Annotated in this window: 15 protein-coding genes and 2 rRNA genes; 13 read left to right on the top strand and 4 right to left on the bottom strand. The window is 70.6% G+C overall.

The window, feature by feature from the left end; translation table 11 throughout:
* The first annotated feature begins 262 nt into the window (after window positions 1-262).
* The 6 genes from ACW14Y_RS15560 (at window position 263) to ACW14Y_RS15535 (ending at window position 8511) form a co-directional block, all read left to right on the top strand.
* Window positions 263-3383 (top strand): 23S ribosomal RNA (locus tag ACW14Y_RS15560).
* A gap of 85 nt (window positions 3384-3468) precedes the next feature.
* A 5S ribosomal RNA gene (rrf, locus tag ACW14Y_RS15555) occupies window positions 3469-3585 on the top strand.
* 284 nt (window positions 3586-3869) lie between these two features.
* Window positions 3870-6530, top strand: coding sequence for an ATP-binding protein (locus ACW14Y_RS15550; protein WP_456987207.1), 2661 nt, complete (start codon window positions 3870-3872; stop codon window positions 6528-6530).
* Window positions 6527-7207, top strand: a complete 681-nt coding sequence (locus ACW14Y_RS15545) for a response regulator (protein WP_030397355.1) — start codon at window positions 6527-6529, stop codon at window positions 7205-7207. The genes ACW14Y_RS15550 and ACW14Y_RS15545 overlap by 4 nt, the downstream gene beginning before the upstream one ends.
* A 120-nt stretch (window positions 7208-7327) precedes the next feature.
* On the top strand, window positions 7328-7735 hold the full coding sequence (locus ACW14Y_RS15540) for an OB-fold nucleic acid binding domain-containing protein (RefSeq protein WP_030397356.1): 408 nt from the start codon (window positions 7328-7330) through the stop codon (window positions 7733-7735).
* A gap of 2 nt (window positions 7736-7737) precedes the next feature.
* Window positions 7738-8511 carry a DUF3159 domain-containing protein gene (locus tag ACW14Y_RS15535; RefSeq protein WP_380312748.1) on the top strand — a complete coding sequence of 258 codons (774 nt, stop codon included), beginning with the start codon at window positions 7738-7740 and terminating at the stop codon, window positions 8509-8511.
* An 81-nt stretch (window positions 8512-8592) separates the two neighbouring features.
* Here ACW14Y_RS15535 and ACW14Y_RS15530 read toward each other — a convergent pair whose 3' ends face one another.
* Both ACW14Y_RS15530 and ACW14Y_RS15525 read right to left on the bottom strand, forming a co-directional pair.
* Complete coding sequence (locus tag ACW14Y_RS15530; RefSeq protein ID WP_266269443.1) at window positions 8593-9264, bottom strand: potassium channel family protein; 672 nt, start codon at window positions 9262-9264, stop codon at window positions 8593-8595.
* The gene (locus ACW14Y_RS15525; protein ID WP_045942213.1) at window positions 9264-9932 is read right to left on the bottom strand and encodes a potassium channel family protein; all 669 of its coding nucleotides are present in this window, start codon (window positions 9930-9932) and stop codon (window positions 9264-9266) included. Before ACW14Y_RS15525 ends, ACW14Y_RS15530 begins: the two co-directional genes overlap by 1 nt.
* Before the next feature lie 251 nt (window positions 9933-10183).
* Between ACW14Y_RS15525 and ACW14Y_RS15520 the strand changes: the two genes are divergently transcribed.
* Window positions 10184-12256, top strand: coding sequence for an APC family permease (locus ACW14Y_RS15520; RefSeq protein ID WP_266269441.1), 2073 nt, complete (start codon window positions 10184-10186; stop codon window positions 12254-12256).
* Window positions 12257-12702: 446 nt separating this feature from the next.
* Entirely contained in the window at window positions 12703-14019 is a 1317-nt protein-coding gene (locus tag ACW14Y_RS15515; protein WP_456988174.1) for a class I SAM-dependent RNA methyltransferase, read from the top strand.
* Window positions 14020-14133: 114 nt separating this feature from the next.
* Here ACW14Y_RS15515 and ACW14Y_RS15510 read toward each other — a convergent pair whose 3' ends face one another.
* A complete protein-coding gene (locus tag ACW14Y_RS15510) occupies window positions 14134-14331 on the bottom strand; it encodes a hypothetical protein (protein ID WP_149030414.1) in 198 nt (65 codons plus the stop codon).
* 247 nt (window positions 14332-14578) lie between these two features.
* Between ACW14Y_RS15510 and ACW14Y_RS15505 the strand changes: the two genes are divergently transcribed.
* A complete protein-coding gene (locus tag ACW14Y_RS15505; RefSeq protein ID WP_030397363.1) occupies window positions 14579-14824 on the top strand; it encodes a toxin-antitoxin system HicB family antitoxin in 246 nt (81 codons plus the stop codon).
* Window positions 14821-15243 (top strand): hypothetical protein, encoded by a 423-nt coding sequence (locus ACW14Y_RS15500; protein ID WP_037782157.1) that lies wholly within the window; start codon window positions 14821-14823, stop codon window positions 15241-15243. The genes ACW14Y_RS15505 and ACW14Y_RS15500 overlap by 4 nt, the downstream gene beginning before the upstream one ends.
* Window positions 15244-15271: 28 nt before the next feature.
* Here ACW14Y_RS15500 and ACW14Y_RS15495 read toward each other — a convergent pair whose 3' ends face one another.
* On the bottom strand, window positions 15272-16138 hold the full coding sequence (locus ACW14Y_RS15495) for a GNAT family N-acetyltransferase (protein ID WP_456988172.1): 867 nt from the start codon (window positions 16136-16138) through the stop codon (window positions 15272-15274).
* Window positions 16139-16475: 337 nt separating this feature from the next.
* Here ACW14Y_RS15495 and ACW14Y_RS15490 point away from each other — a divergent pair, with 337 nt between their 5' ends.
* The 3 genes from ACW14Y_RS15490 to ACW14Y_RS15480 are packed head-to-tail and all read left to right on the top strand — an operon-like array spanning window position 16476 to window position 19382.
* Window positions 16476-17513 carry an ATP-grasp domain-containing protein gene (locus ACW14Y_RS15490; RefSeq protein ID WP_380305690.1) on the top strand — a complete coding sequence of 346 codons (1038 nt, stop codon included), beginning with the start codon at window positions 16476-16478 and terminating at the stop codon, window positions 17511-17513.
* Window positions 17510-18466, top strand: a complete 957-nt coding sequence (locus tag ACW14Y_RS15485; RefSeq protein ID WP_456987201.1) for an ATP-grasp domain-containing protein — start codon at window positions 17510-17512, stop codon at window positions 18464-18466. The genes ACW14Y_RS15490 and ACW14Y_RS15485 overlap by 4 nt, the downstream gene beginning before the upstream one ends.
* 52 nt (window positions 18467-18518) lie before the next feature.
* Complete coding sequence (locus ACW14Y_RS15480) at window positions 18519-19382, top strand: putative RNA methyltransferase (RefSeq protein ID WP_380305694.1); 864 nt, start codon at window positions 18519-18521, stop codon at window positions 19380-19382.
* The last annotated feature ends 100 nt before the right edge of the window (window positions 19383-19482 follow it).

The raw sequence follows: 19482 nt of genomic DNA, 5'->3' as shown, positions 1-19482 counted from the left end.
GCCGCTTGCAGGCGAATGTCCTGCACGGTTGCTCATGGGTGGAACGTTGACTATTCGGCACACAGGATCAACTTTCGCAAGTACTGCTTCGGCGTGGAACGTGGTTGATTGGTCCTGGGTGTCGGGCACGTTGTTGGGTCCTGAGGGAACGGCCGTATGGTCTGTTTCTTCAGTGCCGGTCTCATGCGAGGTGGTCTTCGGGCTGCTGAGTGTGGGTGTCTGGTCGTTGTTTGAGAACTGCACAGTGGACGCGAGCATCTGTGGCCAAGTTTTTAAGGGCGCACGGTGGATGCCTTGGCACCAGGAACCGATGAAGGACGTGGGAGGCCACGATAGTCCCCGGGGAGCCGTCAACCAGGCTTTGATCCGGGGGTTTCCGAATGGGGAAACCCGGCAGTCGTCATGGGCTGTCACCCATACCTGAACACATAGGGTATGTGGAGGGAACGCGGGGAAGTGAAACATCTCAGTACCCGCAGGAAGAGAAAACAACCGTGATTCCGGGAGTAGTGGCGAGCGAAACCGGATGAGGCTAAACCGTATTGGTGTGAGACCCGGCAGGGGTTGCCGATACGGGGTCGTGGGATTTTTCTTGACCGGTCTGCCTACCGGTCGGCGAGTCAGAAACCGTACAGGTAGTCGAAGGACATGCGAAAGGTCCGGCGTAGAGGGTAAGACCCCCGTAGGCGAAATCTGTACGGCTCGTTTGAAGAACTCCCAAGTAGCACGGGGCCCGAGAAATCCCGTGTGAATCTGGCGGGACCACCCGCTAAGCCTAAATATTCCCTGGTGACCGATAGCGGATAGTACCGTGAGGGAATGGTGAAAAGTACCGCGGGAGCGGAGTGAAATAGTACCTGAAACCGTGTGCCTACAAGCCGTGGGAGCGTCGGACATGCAGCTTGCTGTGTGTCTCGTGACTGCGTGCCTTTTGAAGAATGAGCCTGCGAGTTTGCGGTGTGTAGCGAGGTTAACCCGTGTGGGGTAGCCGTAGCGAAAGCGAGTCCGAACAGGGCGATACAGTTGCATGCCCAAGACCCGAAGCGGAGTGATCTAGCCATGGGCAGGTTGAAGCGGAGGTAAGACTTCGTGGAGGACCGAACCCACCAGGGTTGAAAACCTGGGGGATGACCTGTGGTTAGGGGTGAAAGGCCAATCAAACTCCGTGATAGCTGGTTCTCCCCGAAATGCATTTAGGTGCAGCGTCACGTGTTTCTTGCCGGAGGTAGAGCACTGGATAGGCGATGGGCCTCACCGGGTTACTGACCTTAGCCAAACTCCGAATGCCGGTAAGTGAGAGCGTGGCAGTGAGACTGTGGGGGATAAGCTCCATGGTCGAGAGGGAAACAGCCCAGAACACCGACTAAGGTCCCTAAGCGTGTGCTAAGTGGGAAAGGATGTGGAGTCGCAGAGACAACCAGGAGGTTGGCTTAGAAGCAGCCACCCTTGAAAGAGTGCGTAATAGCTCACTGGTCAAGTGATTCCGCGCCGACAATGTAGCGGGGCTCAAGCACATCACCGAAGTCGTGTCATTGCAGCATATAGGGCCAACGCCTGCTGTGATGGGTAGGGGAGCGTCGTGTGCCGGGTGAAGCGGCGGTGGAAACCAGTCGTGGACGGTACACGAGTGAGAATGCAGGCATGAGTAGCGATACAAGAGTGGGAAACTCTTGCGCCGATTGACCAAGGGTTCCTGGGTCAAGCTGATCTGCCCAGGGTAAGTCGGGACCTAAGGCGAGGCCGACAGGCGTAGTCGATGGACAACGGGTTGATATTCCCGTACCCGCTTTGAAGCGCCAACGCTGAACCAGGTGATGCTAAAGCCGTGAAGCCACCCGGAGTCTTCGGACAAAGGGACGTGGTGGAGCCGCTGAACCAAGTCTGTACTAGGTGAGCGATGGGGTGACGCAGGAAGGTAGTCCAGCCCGGGCGGTGGTTGTCCCGGGGTAAGGGTGTAGGGCGTTGTGTAGGCAAATCCGCACAACATGAGCCTGAGACCTGATGCCGAGCCGATTGTGGTGAAGTGGATGATCCTATGCTGTCGAGAAAAGCCTCTAGCGAGTTTCATGGCGGCCCGTACCCCAAACCGACTCAGGTGGTCAGGTAGAGAATACCGAGGCGTTCGGGTGAACTATGGTTAAGGAACTCGGCAAAATGCCCCCGTAACTTCGGGAGAAGGGGGGCCATTCCTGGTGACGGCACTTGCTGCCAGAGCTGGGGGTGGCCGCAGAGACCAGCGAGAAGCGACTGTTTACTAAAAACACAGGTCCGTGCGAAGCCGTAAGGCGATGTATACGGACTGACGCCTGCCCGGTGCTGGAACGTTAAGGGGACCGGTTAGCTCTGATTCGTCGGGGCGAAGCTGAGAACTTAAGCGCCAGTAAACGGCGGTGGTAACTATAACCATCCTAAGGTAGCGAAATTCCTTGTCGGGTAAGTTCCGACCTGCACGAATGGCGTAACGACTTCTCGACTGTCTCAACCATAGGCCCGGTGAAATTGCATTACGAGTAAAGATGCTCGTTTCGCGCAGCAGGACGGAAAGACCCCGGGACCTTTACTATAGCTTGATATTGGTGTTCGGTTCGGCTTGTGTAGGATAGGTGGGAGACTTTGAAGCCGTGACGCCAGTCATGGTGGAGTCGTCGTTGAAATACCACTCTGGTCGTGCTGGATGTCTAACCTGGGTCCGTGATCCGGATCAGGGACAGTGTCTGGTGGGTAGTTTAACTGGGGCGGTTGCCTCCTAAAGAGTAACGGAGGCGCCCAAAGGTTCCCTCAGCCTGGTTGGCAATCAGGTGTTGAGTGTAAGTGCACAAGGGAGCTTGACTGTGAGACTGACGGGTCGAGCAGGGACGAAAGTCGGGACTAGTGATCCGGCGGTGGCTTGTGGAAGCGCCGTCGCTCAACGGATAAAAGGTACCCCGGGGATAACAGGCTGATCTTCCCCAAGAGTCCATATCGACGGGATGGTTTGGCACCTCGATGTCGGCTCGTCGCATCCTGGGGCTGGAGTAGGTCCCAAGGGTTGGGCTGTTCGCCCATTAAAGCGGTACGCGAGCTGGGTTTAGAACGTCGTGAGACAGTTCGGTCCCTATCCGCTGTGCGCGTAGGAGTGTTGAGAAGGGCTGTCCCTAGTACGAGAGGACCGGGACGGACGAACCTCTGGTGTGCCAGTTGTCCTGCCAAGGGCATGGCTGGTTGGCTACGTTCGGGAGGGATAACCGCTGAAAGCATCTAAGCGGGAAGCCTGCTTCGAGATGAGCACTCCCACCTCCTTGAGAGGGTAAGGCTCCCAGTAGACGACTGGGTTGATAGGCCGGATATGGAAGCCCTGTGAGGGGTGGAGTTGACCGGTACTAATAGGCCGAGGGCTTGTCCTCAGTTGCTCGCGTCCACTGTGTTGTTCTGAAACAACGACCCCCATGACATGGCCTGTCGTGGGTGCGGTTGACAGTTTCATAGTGTTTCGGTGGTCATAGCGTGAGGGAAACGCCCGGTTACATTCCGAACCCGGAAGCTAAGCCTCACAGCGCCGATGGTACTGCAGGGGGGACCCTGTGGGAGAGTAGGACGCCGCCGAACAATCATTGTGAAGAACCCCCGTCGGGAAACCGACGGGGGTTCTTTGCGTTGTGCGTGAATTGCCGCGGAGAAAGCCGAGAATTCGGCCGTCCGCCCGGCCCGCCCAGTCGGCCGCCCCGCCGACGGCCCAGCCGCAGCCGACGGATCCCCATCAAAATGGCGCTAAAACTCCCAGCTCAAGGCCCCGATCGCTGGCAAAGCGACGTCTTCGCCGTAGTCTCGAAGGCGAAGGGAACTGGTGTCCGGGATGGCCGCCAGCTTCGGTCGGATCAAGAATGGTGCACATGGGACGCGGCAGGCTACGGATCTACCTCGGGGCGGCCCCCGGGGTCGGCAAGACGTACGCCATGCTCGCGGAGGCGCACCGGCGGCTGGAGCGTGGCACGGACGTCGTGGTGGCGTTCGTCGAGGATCACGGGCGCCGGCACACGGCGGCACAGGTGACGGGTCTGGAGCTGGTGCCGCGGCGGGAGCTGACGCACCGCGGGGCCCGGTTCACGGAGCTGGACCTGGACGCGCTGCTGGCCCGCCGGCCGCAGGTGGCGCTGGTGGACGAACTGGCGCACACCAATGTGCCGGGGTGCCGGAACGAGAAGCGCTGGCAGGACGTCGAGGAACTGCTCGCGGCCGGGATCGATGTCATCTCGACGGTGAACATCCAGCACCTGGAGTCGCTCGGGGACGTCGTCGAGGGCATCACCGGGGTGCGGCAGCGGGAGACCGTGCCGGACGAGGTGGTGCGCCGGGCGGATCAGATCGAACTGGTCGACATGTCGCCGCAGGCGCTGCGGCGCCGGCTGGCGCACGGCAACGTGTACGCGCCGGAGAAGGTCGACGCGGCGCTCGCCAACTACTTCCGGCCGGGAAACCTGACGGCGCTGCGGGAGCTGGCGCTGCTGTGGACGGCCGACCGGGTCGACGAGTACCTGCAGAAGTACCGGGCCGAGCAGGGGATCAAGGGCACCTGGCAGGCGCGCGAGCGGATCGTGGTCGGTCTGACGGGCGGTCCGGAGGGCGCGACGCTGATCCGCCGGGCGGCCCGGATCGCGGCCCGCGGGTCCGGTGGTGAGCTGCTGGCCGTGCACATCTCCCGCTCGGACGGGCTGGCCGGCTCCGGCTCGGGGTCGTCGCAGGCGCTGATCGAGCAGCGGGCGCTGGTGGAGGGCCTGGGCGGCTCGTACCACGCGGTGCTGGGGGACGATCCGGCCGCCGGACTGCTGGAGTTCGCCCGCGGGGTGAACGCGACCCAGATCGTGCTGGGCACCAGCCGCCGCCCGGCCTGGCAGTACATCTACGGGCCCGGTGTGAGCGGCACGGTGACCCGGGAGTCGGGCGACATCGACGTGCACATCGTCACGCACGAGCACGAGGCGAAGGGCCGGGGGCGGATTCCGGTCCGCCGGGTGACCGATCTGGGCCGGACGCGGACGATCGGCGGCTGGCTGATCGGAGTGGCCGGTCCGCCGCTGCTGGCGCTGCTGCTGATCAACGTGGACGGTCTCGGCCTGACCACGGACATGTTGCTGTTCCTGTCGCTGACGGTGTGCGCGGCGCTGGTGGGCGGGCTGTACCCGGCGATGGCGTCGGCACTCGTCAGCTCCTCGGCGCTGAACTACTACTTCGCTCCACCGATCCACACCTTCACCATCGACGAGCCGCAGAACATCCTGGCGGTGGCGATATTCACCGCCGTCGGGATCGCGGTGGCCTCGGTGGTCGACCTGGCGGCCCGGCGGACCCATCAGGCGGCCCGCAGCCAGACCGAGGCGCAGACGCTCAGCGCGCTGGCGGGCACGGTCCTGCGCGGGGCGCCCAGCGGGGACGGGGTGCTGACCGCGCTGCTGGAGCAGGTCCGGGAGACCTTCCAGCAGGAGTCGGCGGCGCTGCTGGAGCGGCCCGACCCGCTCGGCGCGTGGCACCCGGTGGCGACGGCGGGCCCGCGTCCGCCGGAGCGGCCGGAGACGGCCGACGTCGACGTCCCGGTCGGGGAGAACCTGGCCCTGGCGCTGCGGGGCCGGGTGCTGCCGGGCGAGGACCGGCGGCTGCTCGGGGCGTTCGCGGCCCAGGCGGCCGTGGTGCTGGAGCGCCGGCGGCTGGCGGGCGAGGCGGCGGCCGCGCGCCGGGAGGCGGAGGGCAACCGGATCCGGACCGCGCTGCTGGCGGCGGTCTCGCACGATCTGCGGACCCCGCTGGCCGGGATCAAGGCCTCGGTGAGCTCGCTCCGCTCGGCGGACGTGGAGTGGGACGAGGCGGACGAGGCGGAGCTGCTGGCCGGGATCGAGGCGGGGGCGGACCGGCTCGACCATCTGATCAACAATCTGCTCGACATGAGCCGGCTGCAGACCGGTACGGTCACCCCGCTGATCCTGGAGACCGATCTGGACGAGGTGGTGCCGTTCGCGCTGGGCGGTGTCCCGGCGGGTGCCGTGCGGCTGGACGTGCCGGAGACGCTGCCGATGATCCGGGCGGACGGCGGGCTGCTGGAGCGCTCGCTCGCCAATCTGATCGAGAACGCCGTGAAGTACAGCCCGGACGGGGTGAAGGTGCTGGTCAAGGCCGGTGCCCTGCGGCCGCCGGGGGAACCGGGCCGGGTCGAGCTGCGGATCGTGGACCGAGGGCCGGGGGTGCCGGAGGATGCCAAGGAGCGGATCTTCGCGCCCTTCCAGCGCTACGGCGACGCGCCGCGCGGCGCCGGGGTGGGGCTGGGTCTGGCGGTGGCGCGGGGCTTCGTCGAGGCGATGGACGGCACCGTGACCGCGGAGGACACCCCGGGCGGCGGGCTGACCATGGTGGTCACCCTGCCGGCCGTCGACCGGTTGCCCGACGGCCGGGCCCCGAACGACCGCCCGCTCGACGACCGCCCACTGGACGACCGTCCGTCCGACGAGCACCTGCCCGACGACCACCCCCCGATCCGACAGCCCCGAAAGGCGGAGCCCGCATGACCCGGGTCCTCGTCGTGGACGACGAACCGCAGATCGTCCGCGCGCTGGTGATCAACCTCAAGGCCCGCAAGTACGAGGTCGACGCGGCGCACGACGGCGCGAGCGCCCTGGAGCTCGCCGCCGCCCGCCATCCCGACGTCGTCGTCCTCGACCTCGGCCTGCCCGACATGGACGGGGTCGAGGTGATCCGCGGTCTGCGCGGGTGGACCCGGGTGCCGATCATCGTGCTCTCGGCCCGGCACGCCTCCGACGAGAAGGTCGAGGCCCTGGACGCGGGGGCCGACGACTACGTCACCAAGCCCTTCGGCATGGACGAGCTGCTCGCCCGGATGCGTGCCGCCGTCCGCCGGGCCGAGCCGGTCGCGGGGGAGGACGACTCGGTGGTGGTCACCGAGAGCTTCACCGTCGACCTGGCGGCGAAGAAGGTGAACCGGGACGGCGGCGACATCCGCCTTACCCCGACCGAGTGGCATCTGCTGGAGGTCCTGGTCCGCAACGCGGGCCGCCTGGTCAGCCAGACCCAGCTGCTGCAGGAGGTGTGGGGGCCCGCCTACCGCACCGAGACGAACTATCTGCGGGTGTACCTCGCCCAGCTGCGGCGCAAGCTCGAACGGGACCCCTCCCACCCGCGCCACTTCATCACCGAGCCGGGGATGGGCTACCGCTTCGAGGCGTGAGCGGGCGGCCGCCCGGGGGCGTCCGGCGGCCGCCGCGGGAGGCCCGGCGGAGCCCCGCGAGGGCCCCGGGCGGCTTGCGCGGCCTGCCGCCGGGGGCCCCGGAACCGGTACCCTTCCGGCATGAGTGGTGACAACAGCAGCGGCCAGCCGCAGGGGCGCTTCCGCCGCATGCTCAGCCGGTTGACCTCCTCCGCGGAGGAGCTCCAGGCCGAGGAGCTGCGGCAGGAGATCGCGGCGGAGTCGGGCTGTACCCCGATCGCCAGCTGCGGGGACCGGGAACTGGTCACCGTCGCGGGCACCCTGCGCACCGTGACGCTGCGCCCGAGGGCCGGTGTGCCGGCGCTGGAGGCGGAGCTCTTCGACGGCACCGAGGCGCTGGACGTGGTCTGGCTCGGGCGCCGCTCCATCATGGGCATCGAGCCGGGGCGTCGTCTGGTCGCCAGCGGCCGGATCAGTCATGCGCGCGGTCGGCGGGTGCTGTTCAACCCCCGCTACGAGCTGCGTCCGGTCGGACACGGGAGCGAATGAGCGTGAGCAAGCAGTCCGGCGGCGATTCCGCCGCCCAGCTCGGCCTGGTGGAGATCGACGCCGAGGAGGCCGCCCGGCAGGCGCAGGCCTCGCGGGAGGCCGCCGACACCGTCATGAAGGCCTTCGGCGGGGTCCGGGGCATGATCGACATGACCCTGCCCGGCCTGGTCTTCATCGTCACCTACAACATCACCCACAAGGTGCCGGCGGCCGCCTGGGCGGCGCTGGCCCTGAGCGCGCTGTTCGTGGTGGCGCGGCTGCTGAAGCGGGAGACCGTCCAGCACGCCTTCAGCGGGGTGTTCGGCGTCGCGATCGGTGCCTGGATCTCGATGAAGACCGGCAAGGCGGAGAACTTCTACCTGCCCGGTCTGCTCTGGAACGTCGGCTACTGCGTCGGCCTGGCCGTGTCGGCGCTGGTCCGCTGGCCGCTGATCGGCATCATGCTCGGCCCGGTGACCGGCGAGATGTTCACCTGGCGCAAGGAGAACCCGGGCCGGCTGGCCGCCTACACCAAGGCCACCTGGGCCTGGGTGGTGATCATGGGCATCAAGCCGCTGATCCTCTTCCCGCTGTACTTCACCCACAACGTCAACCTGCTGGGCTGGCTCAAGGTCGCCCTGGGCATCCCGCCGCTGCTGCTGGCGATGTACGTGACCTGGCAGATCCTGCTGAAGGCGCCGCCGCCGATCAAGGCGCAGCTGGACGAGGAGCCGGAGCCGGGGCAGGAGCAGCCCGGCCACGAGCACTCCGCGGGGGGTCCGGTCCGGGGGAACTGACCCGGCCGGCACGCACCGCGGGAACGCCGGGGGCCCGCACTCTTCGCGAGTGCGGGCCCCCGGCGTTCCCGTACGGCGCCGCTACTGGGCGTTCGGGGAGCTGGAGAGCAGGTCCTCCAGCTCCTCCTCGCGCTCCTGGGCGGCCACGAAGAGCAGCTCGTCGCCGCCCTCCAGGGTGTCGTCCTTGCCCGGCACCAGGACCCGGCCCTCGCGGATGATCGTCACCAGGGCGGTGTCCTGCGGCCAGGCGACGTCGCCGACCCGGGTGCCGACCAGCTCGGTGTCGGAGGCGAGGGTCAGCTCGACCAGGTTGGCGTTGCCCTGGCTGAAGCGCATCAGCCGGACCAGGTCGCCGACGCTGACGGCCTCCTCGACCAGGGCGGACATCAGGCGCGGGGTGGAGACGGCGACGTCCACGCCCCAGGACTCGTTGAAGAGCCACTCGTTCTTCGGGTTGTTGACCCGGGCGACCACCCGGGGCACCCCGTACTCGGTCTTCGCGAGCAGCGAGACGACCAGGTTGACCTTGTCGTCGCCGGTCGCGGCGATCACCACGTGGCAGCGCTGCAGCGCGGCCTCGTCGAGCGAGGTGATCTCGCAGGCGTCGGCCAGCAGCCACTCCGCCATGGGCACCCGCTCCACCGAGATGGAGTTCGGGTTCTTGTCGATCAGCAGGACCTCGTGGCCGTTCTCCAGCAGCTCGCCCGCGATCGAGCGGCCGACGGCTCCGGCTCCGGCAATGGCTACGCGCATCAGTGGCCCTCCTGCTCCGGGCCCCGCGCGAACGCGGCCTCGACCGTCGTCAGGTCGGCGCGGCGCAGCATCACGTGCACCAGGTCGCCCTCCTGAACCACCATCTGGGACGAGGGCAGCACGCCCTCGCCGAGCCGGGTGAGGAACGCGACCCGGGTGCCGGAGGCCTCCTCCAGCTCGCTCAGTCGGTGGCCGACCCACTCGGGGTTGTAGGCGACCTCGGCGAGCTGGACGGCGCCGCTCGGGTCCTGCCAGAGCGGCTCGGAGCCGCTCGGCAGCAGCCGGCGCAGCATCTGGTCCGCAGTCCAGCGGACCGTGGCGACGGTCGGGATGCCCAGGCGCTGGTAGACCTCGGCGCGACGGGGGTCGTAGATCCGGGCCGCGACGTTCTCCACACCGAAGTTCTCGCGGGCCACCCGGGCGGCGATGATGTTGGAGTTGTCACCGCTGGAGACGGCGGCGAACGCGCCGGCCTCCTCGATCCCCGCCTCCTTCAGGGTGTCCTGGTCGAAGCCGACCCCGGTCACCCGGCGTCCGTTGAACCCGGCACCCAGCCGGCGGAACGACGTCGGGTCCTGGTCGACCACGGCCACCGAGTGGCCCTGTTTCTCCAGTGCGCGGGCGAGCGCGGAGCCCACCCGGCCGCAGCCCATGATGACGATGTGCACCGGCGCTACCTCACCCGTCCCGTTGGGGCCATGACCTGCGCAAACACCGCTCAATCTCCGTTTCCCCGCTCCGGTGTCCGGGGCGGGCGTCCTCGTGGGGCTAGGTACGACAACCTGAGTGTTGCCGCCCTGCTCGTATCCGACACGCTAGCCGGTCCACCGAACACAGTCGCGACGAAGGGGCACCCCGACGGGCGGCAAGGGGGTGGCCCTTCGGACCCCGGCGTCGACTACCCCTACGATTCCTTAACGTGCCTATGCCGACTGACCTACCGAAACGCATCCTGATCGGGCGTGCGTTGCGCAGCGACAAGCTGGGGGAGACTCTGCTCCCCAAGCGCATCGCGCTGCCCGTCTTCGCCTCGGACGCGCTCTCCTCGGTCGCGTACGCGCCCGAGGAGATCCTGCTGACACTCTCCCTGGCGGGTGCCTCGGCCATCCACTTCTCGTGGCAGATCGGCGTCGTCGTCGCCATCGTCATGCTCGCCGTGGTGGCCTCCTACCGGCAGAACGTGCATGCCTACCCGAGCGGCGGCGGCGACTACGAGGTCGCCACCGTGAACCACGGCCCCAACTCCGGCCTGGTGGTCGCGAGCGCGCTGATGGTCGACTACATCCTCACCGTCGCGGTCTCCACCACCTCCGGCGTGGCCAACGTGGTGTCGGCGGTGCCGGCACTGCGCGGCCACGAGCTGACCCTGTCGGTCGTCGTGGTCATCGTGCTGATGGGCATGAACCTGCGCGGCGTCCGGGAGTCCGGTTCGGCCTTCGCCGTCCCGACCTACGCCTTCATGGTCGGCGTGCTCGGCATGGTGGTGTACGGCGTGGTCCGGCACTTCGGCCTGGGGCAGGACATGCCCGCCGAGAGCGCCGGCTTCCATCTGCAGGCGACCCCCGGGAACGAGTCGCTGGCGGGCTTCGCGATGGTGTTCCTGCTGCTCAAGGCGTTCTCCTCGGGCTGTGCGGCGCTGACCGGCGTGGAGGCGATCTCCAACGGCGTGCCCGCGTTCCGCAAGCCGAAGAGCAAGAACGCGGCGACCACCCTGCTGATGATGGCGAGCATCGCGGTCGTGATGTTCATGGGCATCATCTGGCTGGCCCGGCTGACCGGCGTCCAGATGGCCGAGCAGCCCGCGGAGCAGCTGGTCGGCGTGCCCGGCGACTACCACCAGAAGACCGCGCTGGCGCAGATCAGCGAGGCCGTGTTCTCGAACTTCACGCCGGGCTTCTACTTCGTCGCCGCCGTGACCGGCCTGATCCTGGTGCTGGCCGCGAACACCGCGTTCAACGGCTTCCCGGTGCTGGGCTCGATCCTGGCCCAGGACCGCTACCTGCCGCGCCAGCTGCACACCCGCGGCGACCGGCTGGCCTTCTCCAACGGCATCATCCTGCTGGCGCTGGCCGCGATCCTGTTCATCATCGCCTTCGACGCGGACCCGACCAGGCTGATCCAGCTCTACATCGTCGGCGTCTTCGTGTCGTTCAACATGAGCCAGTCCGGCATGATCCGGCACTGGACCAGGCACCTGCGCACCGAGACCGACCCGGCGAAGCGCCGCCACATGCAGCGCAGCCGGGCGATCAACACCTTCGGCCTGGTGATGACCATGGCCGTGCTGATCGTGGTGCTCGCCACCAAGATCAGCCACGCCTGGATCGCGATCGCGGCGATGGTCGTGCTGTTCGTGATGATGAAGGCGATCCGCCGGCACTACGACCGGGTGTCGGCCGAGCTGGTCGCCGCCGAGGAGCCGGACGACGTGGTGCTGCCCACCCGGGTGCACGCCATCGTCCTGGTGTCCAAGCTGCACAAGCCGGCGCTGCGCGCGCTGGCGTACGCGCGGCTCGCCCGGGCGCACACCCTGGAGGCGGTGACCGTGAACGTCGATCCGGCGGACACCGCGGCGCTGCGCGCGGAGTGGGACGAGCGCGGCATCGAGGTGCCGCTGAAGGTCCTGGACTCGCCGTACCGGGAGATCACCGCGCCGGTGCTGGACTACGTGAAGAACCTGCGCCGCAGCAGCCCGCGCGACGTGGTCTCGGTGTACATCCCGGAGTACGTGGTCGGCCACTGGTACGAGCACCTGCTGCACAACCAGAGCGCGCTGCGGCTGAAGGGCCGGCTGCTGTTCAAGCCGGGAGTGATGGTGACCTCGGTGCCGTGGCAGCTGGAGTCGTCCGAACGGCGCAAGCCGCAGAAGGCCTGGTCGGCGCCGGGTGCGGTGCGACGTGGTGAGCCCCGGGCGCCGAAGGCCGTAAAGTCGGAAGTCTCGGCGAAGCCCGCCGGGTCGGCTGACAGCGGCAAGAAGGACTCCTCCCAGTGACCCGCAACACCCCGTCTCGTTCCAACGGCTCCTCCGGCAAGGGTGCCCGCAAGGGCGGTTCGTCCGGCAAGCCGGGGCAGGTCGCCCGGCCCCGCTGGGGCAAGCCGCAGCGGCCGGAGGCGACCGACCGCGACGGCTTCACCGCGCGGACGGCGCCGCTCGCGCCGGAGGAGCGCGCTCCGGAGCGCGCCCCGGAGCGCGCTGAGCGTCCTGAGCGTGCCGAGCGCACCGACCGGCCGAAGAAGGCCGAGCGGTCCGGGGGCGCCGGGCGTACCGAGCGTGCGCCGCGCGGCGAGCGTGACGGCCGTCGTTCGGGTCAGCAGGGGCAGCAGGGGCAGCAGGGCGACGGGTCGAAGGACGGCGCGCGCCCGCGCAAGCAGGCCGTGCGCCCGCCCCGCGCGCTGCGCTCCAGCGTCCGCGCGCCCCGCGCCGAGTCGGCGCCCAGGGTGCCGGCCGGTGACTCGCTGATCGGCGAGCGCTACGAGGTCGAGGTCGGTCCGGTCGCCCACGGCGGCGGGCACTGCGTGGCCCGGCACGAGGGCCGGGTGCTGTTCGTCCGGCACACGCTGCCGGGCGAGAAGGTGATCGCCCAGGTCACCGAGGGCACCTCCTCCTCGCGCTTCCTGCGCGCCGACGCGGTCGAGGTGCTGGAGCCCGCCAAGGAGCGGATCGCCCCGCCGTGCCCGTTCTCCGGGCCCGGCAAGTGCGGCGGCTGCGACTGGCAGCACGTGACGCCGGGCGGCCAGCGCAAGCTCAAGGTGCAGGTGCTGACCGAGCAGCTGGCCAAGCTGGCGGGCCTGACCCCGGCCGAGGCCGGCTGGGACGGCAGCGTCGAGCCGGTCGGCGACAAGCTGCCGGCCGGGCAGGTGCCGACCTGGCGCAGCCGGGTCCAGTACGCCGTCGACCCGGGCACCGGCAAGGTCGGGCTGCGCAAGCACCGCTCGCACGACATCCAGCCGATCGACCGCTGCCTGATCGCCGCCGAGGGCGTCACCGAGCTGGGCGTGGAGGCGCACGACTGGCCGGGCGTCGCCACGGTCGAGGTCATCGCCGCCGCCGGCTCCTCCGACCGCCAGGTGGTGCTCACCCCGGCCCCGGGCGCCCAGCTGCCGCTGGTCGAGCTGGACCGGCCGGTCTCCATCAGCCGCATCGACGACCAGGGCGACATCCACCGGGTGCACGGCCGCAACTTCGTCCGCGAGCGCGCCGCCGGGCGGACCTGGCGGGTCAGCGACGGCGGCTTCTGGCAGATCCACCCCGAGGCCCCGGACACGCTGGTCGACGCCGTCCTGGACGGTCTGGACCCGCAGTGGGGCGAGAACGCGCTCGACCTGTACTGCGGCGTGGGCCTGTTCGCGGGCGCGCTGGCCGACCGGGTCGGCGAGGACGGCGCGGTGCTCGGCATCGAGTCCGGCAAGCAGGCCGTGGCCGACGCCCGGCACAACCTGGCCGCGCTGGAGAACGTCCGGATCGAGTGCGACCGGGTGGAGGCGCTGCTGCCGCGCACCGGCATCACCGCTACCGACCTCATCGTGCTCGACCCGCCGCGTGCGGGGGCCGGGCGGGAGACCGTCGCGCACCTGGCCGGTCTCGGCGCCCGCCGGATCGCGTACGTGGCGTGCGACCCGGCGGCGCTGGCCCGGGACCTCGGGTTCTTCCGCGAGGGCGGCTACCGTCCGGTGTCGCTGCGGGCGTTCGACCTGTTCCCGATGACGCACCACTTCGAGTGCGTGGCGATCCTGGAGCCGGTCGCGGGCGCGTAGCCGCGGGCCCGGCCGGCGGCCGGGCACGGGCAGGACAGGGCAGGACAGGACGGAGGCGGTACCCGGCGTTCGCGCGGGTACCGCCTCCGTCGTCTCGTGGGCCGGTGCGGCGGCTCAGGGCAGGTTGTGCTCCTCTTCCCGGGCGTCGTGCGGCAGGTCGACGCCGTGCTGGGCGGCGAGCCGCAGCAGCCCGGCGATCCGGCCCTCGTACGCCTGGACGCCGTCGGCGTCCCCCTCGGCCCGGGCGGCCGCGAGTTCCTTGCGGGCCTGGTCGAGCTGCTCGCGCAGCTCCTGGTCGAACATGGCTGTCATTGCCGGCCTCCACAACCGGTCGGTGCCGCTCCAGGGAATGCTCAGGGCACTTCAGAGTCTCCGAACGTGAAGAACTCTTCAAGTCTCACTCCCGGTGGGCCCGGGCGCGTCGGACGGCGGGGGAGCGGGTAGTCGGTAGGGGCGTACGGCGGGTGTGCCGGTGGGGCGCGCGGGTGTGCGCCGGCGGGGCGTGCGGCGGGACGTGCGAGCCCTTGTTGTGCTAGCACTTCGGCGCTAGCTTGAAAGCATGGGTAAGAAGCAGCTGAACGTCCGGGTGGACGCCACCACCGCGGAGATGGCCCGGGAGCGGGCGGAGCAGCAGGGGATCAGCATGAACCAGTACATCGAACGCCTGGTCCAGCAGGACATGGGCGAGGCGGGGCGGGTGTTCGTCGACGCGGCCGCGCAGTTCATGAAGGAGTACGAGACGGCCTTCCTGGCCGAGTTCGGCGAGCAGCGGGGCGAGGCCGACCTCCAGGACGTGCGTCGTTGAAACTGGAGGTCGACCTCTCGTGGCTGCTCATGACCGCCGAGCAGTACACGCCCGGTGACCCGCAGGTCACCGACTACGGATCGCTGCTCGCAGCCGTCGCCCGGCACCAGGCCGAGATCTTCGACATCGCCGTCTACCCCGAGCCGCAGGACCGCGCCGCCGCCCTCATGCACCAGCTGATCCGGGTGCCGGCGCTGGAGAAGACCAACGAGCTGTTCGCCACCGCCGTCGCCTACGCCTACCTGGTGGCCAGCGGCTGCACGGTGGCCACCACCGCCCGTGAGGTGCGCAGCCTCGCCCGGGCCATCCGCGAGGGGCGGCTGACCGTCTCCGGGGTGGCGGACCGGCTGGCCGCCTGGGTGGTGGACGAGGCCGAGGACGAGGAGGTCAGCGGCGAGGACGACGACGACGCGGAGTGAGCGGGGGGTCCCGGCGGACGGGGCGGGGTCAGTGGGCCCCGGTGGTCGCCGTGGCGTCCGGCCCGGCTCCGGGCTCGGCTCCCGGTTCGGCGATCAGGGCCGTCGCGAAGGAGCGGAAGCCGGCCCGGCGGTAGATCCGGGCCACGTCCTCGTCCGCGGCGGACAGGAACACCGTCCGCGCCCCGCCGGCCCGGGCGTGGGCGACCAGGGCCGCGGTGACCGCCTGCGCGAGGCCCCGCCGCCGGGCGGAGGGGAGGGTGCCCACCCCGGCCACCTCGGTGACCTCGCCGACCGGGTTGTGCTGGCCCGCGCAGAGCGCCGTGCCGTCCCCGAACGCCGCCGCGAGCGCCGTCCTCCCGGCGGTGATCCGGCCGGCGAGCCGCTCCGCGCTCCCGTCGGCCCTCAACGCCTCGGCCCGCGCGGCGAGTTCGGCCGGACCCGCGTTGCCGACACCGGTACCCGGCTCGCCGAACGCCAGGTGCGGAACGGCCAGCGCCTCGGCGAGGGCCGGATCGTCGGCGGCCAGCACCCGCACCGACACGCCGTCCGGTCCGGAGGTGCCCCCGTGGCCGTCCGGGTGCCCGTCCTGCGGGCCGAGCACCAGCAGCGGGTGCTCGTGCACGGTCAGCCCCGCCTCCTCCACGGCGGCGCGCAGCAGCGGGTCGTGCTCCGCCACCCACTCGAAGGCCTCCGGCAGTCCCAGCTCGCGCTGGCGCGCCCGCACCCGGCGGACGTCCGCCGCGGTGGCGGCCGGACCCTCGTGGCCCAGCGCCGGCCGGGCGTAGTACGGCCAGCCGGTGCCCTCCGCGACGAACAGACTGAGCGGGCCGAAGTCCTCGACCCGGGCGGAACCGCGCGGCACTGCGTCGTAGTAGCGCTCGATCGCTTCGAGCAGGACCGGGTCGGGCTGCGCCGGGGCGGTGGCGTCGGGGGCGGTCGGGGCGGTGGATGCGGGATCGTGGGAGGTCACGCCGTGCATCAAAGCAGGCCCGCCGCGTTCCCGCCGGGAATTTCCGGACGCCCCGTCCGGCCCTGCCTGGGGCCGCGCCGACGTGACCCGCGGGGCGGCCCGGCGGCCGTTCGGCCCGGGCATTTCACCGCGATTGTTGCCCAACGCTTACAGGCCGGGCGATCTTGCGTGAGGGGCGCGTGGCATCCTGGGGCTTTTACAGCTCTGCCGGACGTGAACGGCGGACGTCCGCGCTGGGCGAAGCGAGGGGGATGACTGGCTCATGAGGCTCTGCTTTCTGGTGGAGGAGCACTACCGGCACGACGGAATGCCGCTCGACGTCGTACGCCAACTCACGGCGTGGGGGCACCGGGTGGACGTGCTGCGCCCCGGCGACTCGCTGATGGCGATCTCCGAGGCGGTCCGGGCCGGCAGCCACGACGCCTGGGTGCTCAAGACCGTCTCCGGCGGACCGGGCCTCACCCTGCTGGAGGCGGCCGCCGCCGTCGGCCTCACCACCGTCAACGACGTCCGGTCCATCCGCGGCGTCCGCGACAAGGCCCTCGCCTCCGTGATCGCCCGCACCCGGGGGCTGCCCGTCCCGGTCACCTACGCGGCCGCCCGGTGGGAACGGCTGGCGGAGATCCCCGCGGCCGAGTACCCGCTGGTCGTCAAGCCCGCCGACGGCAGCTCCGGACGGGCCGTGCGGCTCGTCCGCGACCCCGGGCACCTCGCCGAGCTCGGCCCCCTGCTGGCCGGCGAGGGCCTGCTGATCGCCCAGCCCTACGTGCCCAACTCCGGCACCGACCTCAAGGTGTACTGCGTCGACGGCGAGCTGTACGCGACCGAGCGGTGCTCGCCGCTCAACCCCGACCAGGGGGTGCGGGAGCGGCAGGTGCCGCTGCCCGCCGAGGTCGCGCGGATCGCCGCGCAGGTCGGCGAGGTGTTCGGGCTCGACCTCTACGGCGTCGACGTGCTGCTCGGGCCGGACGGTCCCGTCGTCGTCGACATCAACGACTTCCCGAGCTTCCGGCAGGTGCCGGACGCGGTCGCGCGGGTGGCGCGGGCGGTGCTGCGGCTGGCCCGCACCGGGACGGCGGTCACGGCCCCCGCGGTGGCGCTCGACGCCTCGGGGCTGGAGACGGTCGGCCTGGGGGCCGGGGCGGTCCGGATGCCCGCGCAGGGCGGCGGAGCGGCGGTCGGGGCCGGTGTCGCGAGCGGACTCGGCGGCGGACTCGGTGGCGGCGGTGTCGCGGTCGGTGGCGTCGGCGGTGTCGGCATCGGTGGCGTCGGGGCCGCGCCGGTCGGCGGCGCGATATGAGGATCGGTCTGATCACCTCCTCCCCGGACCACCCGGTGCTCGCCGCGACCACCGCGCTGCTGACCGCGCGCGGCCACCGCGTCGAGGCCCTCGACCCGACGGCCGGTCCGGACGGGCAGGCAGGGCAGCCAGGTCCGGACGGGCAGGCCGGGCCGTTCGACCCGCCCGCGGACGTCTACCTGCTCAAGGCGCACACCCCGGCGGCGCTCGCCCTCGCCCGGCGGCTGGAGGAGCACGGCGTGCCCGTCGTCAACCCGGTCGCCGCCACCGAGCTCTGCCAGGACCGGCTGGCCATGGCCGAACTCGCCCGGCGGGCCGGACTGCCGTTCGCGCCCACCCGCGCCGCCGCCGACCCCGCCGAACTGCTCGCGGCGGTCGAGGCCGGGGACCTCCTGCTGCCGATCGTCGTCAAGAGCCGGCACAGCCGCCGCCACGACCTCGTCGCCCGCGTCGACGATCCGGCCCGGCTGCGCGCCCTCGCCGAGGAATGGCCGGACGAGCCCGTCGTCGCCCAGCCCTACCTGCCGAGCACCGGCTGGGACCAGAAGCTGTGGGTCGTCGCCGGGCAGCTGTTCTGCGCCCGCCGCCGCTCCGAGCTCGCCGGCCCCGAGCACGCCGAACTCCCCGACGGGGGCGGCGGGTTCGGCCCCGCCGAGCTGTCCGCCGAGCGGGCCGCCGTGGCGCTGCGGGCCGGTGAGGTGTTCGGCCTCGACGTCTACGGCGTCGACCTGCTGGACGGGCCGGGCGAACCGGTCGTCGTCGACGTCAACGCCTTCCCGGGCATCCGGGGGCAGGCCGGGGCGCCCGAGGCGCTCGCCGCGCTCGCCCTGCGCGTCGGCGGGGCGGCGTCCGGGGTCCCGCGCCCGCGGGCGGACGGCACCGGCCCCGGCGTGGGCAGCGGCGCCACGACGCCCGCGCCGGCGGATGCGGGACCGCGCCCCGCCGCTGGTTAGGCTGGCACTCCCGGCCCGAGCACACGACCGGGCCGCGAGAGAAGACGGACCCTTGCTGCAGGACATCGAGCCCTACCTGGCCTGCCCGCACTGCGCGCGGCCGCTCACCCTCGACGGGCGCACCCTGCGCTGCCCCGGCGGGCACAGCCACGACCTCGCCAAGCAGGGCTACGTCAGCCTGCTCGCGGGCGACGCCCACACCGGCACCGGGGACACCGCCGACATGGTCGCCGCCCGGGACGACTTCCTCGCCGCCGGCCACTACCGGCCGATCGCCGACGCGCTCGCGGCGGCCGCCGTCGAGGCCGTCGCCGAGGCCGAGGCCTCCGACGGCGGTGACGGCCCCGGGGGGCTGGTCGCCGACCTCGGCGCCGGCACCGGCCACTACCTCGCCCACGTCCTGGACGCCCTGCCCGGCCGGCCCGGCGCCGCCCTCGACATCTCCAAGTACGCGCTGCGCCGCGCCGCCAGGGCCCACCCCCGGATCGGCGCCGTGGTCTGCGACGCCTGGCGGCCGCTGCCCCTGCTGGACGCCTCCGCCGGACTCGTCCTCAATGTGTTCGCCCCGCGCAACGGACCCGAGATCCGCCGCGTGCTGCGGCCCGGCGGCACCCTGCTGCTGGTCTCGCCCACCTCCCGGCACCTGCGCGAACTCGTCGACACCCTCGGCCTGTTGTCGGTCGACGAGGAGAAGCAGCGACGCATCGACGAGAAGCTCGGGCCCTACCTGACGCCCGCCGGTCGGCGCGAGGTCGAGTTCACCATGCGGCTGTCCGCCGAGGACGTGCGGACCGTGGTCGGCATGGGGCCGAGCGCCTGGCACACCGACCCGGCCCGGCTCGCGGAGCGGCTCGCCGCACTGCCCGACCCGGTCGCGGTCACGGCCTCCGTCACCGTCGCCGCCTACCGGCGCTGAACCGGCGGGCGGCCCCCGGCGCGGGGGCCGCCGGCCCGGCGTCCGGCCCGGCGCCCCGGCCCCTGCCGGAGTCACCCCGATGGGATGAATCTGCCGGGCA

The sequence above is a fragment of the Kitasatospora sp. cg17-2 genome, assembly GCF_054031055.1.
Note: the sequence above shows the minus strand (reverse complement) of the source record. Positions and strands in the feature narration are given on the sequence as shown.

What these genes read in the sequence shown, in the direction of transcription:
- ACW14Y_RS15505 (WP_030397363.1), top strand. Translation starts at nt 14,579, where the DNA reads ATGGGTAAGAAGCAGCTGAACGTCCGGGTGGACGCCACCACCGCGGAG.
- ACW14Y_RS15545 (WP_030397355.1), top strand. Translation starts at nt 6,527, where the DNA reads ATGACCCGGGTCCTCGTCGTGGACGACGAACCGCAGATCGTCCGCGCG.
- ACW14Y_RS15490 (WP_380305690.1), top strand. Translation starts at nt 16,476, where the DNA reads ATGAGGCTCTGCTTTCTGGTGGAGGAGCACTACCGGCACGACGGAATG.
- ACW14Y_RS15510 (WP_149030414.1), bottom strand. Translation starts at nt 14,331, where the DNA reads ATGACAGCCATGTTCGACCAGGAGCTGCGCGAGCAGCTCGACCAGGCC.
- ACW14Y_RS15485 (WP_456987201.1), top strand. Translation starts at nt 17,510, where the DNA reads ATGAGGATCGGTCTGATCACCTCCTCCCCGGACCACCCGGTGCTCGCC.
- ACW14Y_RS15540 (WP_030397356.1), top strand. Translation starts at nt 7,328, where the DNA reads ATGAGTGGTGACAACAGCAGCGGCCAGCCGCAGGGGCGCTTCCGCCGC.
- ACW14Y_RS15550 (WP_456987207.1), top strand. Translation starts at nt 3,870, where the DNA reads ATGGGACGCGGCAGGCTACGGATCTACCTCGGGGCGGCCCCCGGGGTC.
- ACW14Y_RS15530 (WP_266269443.1), bottom strand. Translation starts at nt 9,264, where the DNA reads ATGCGCGTAGCCATTGCCGGAGCCGGAGCCGTCGGCCGCTCGATCGCG.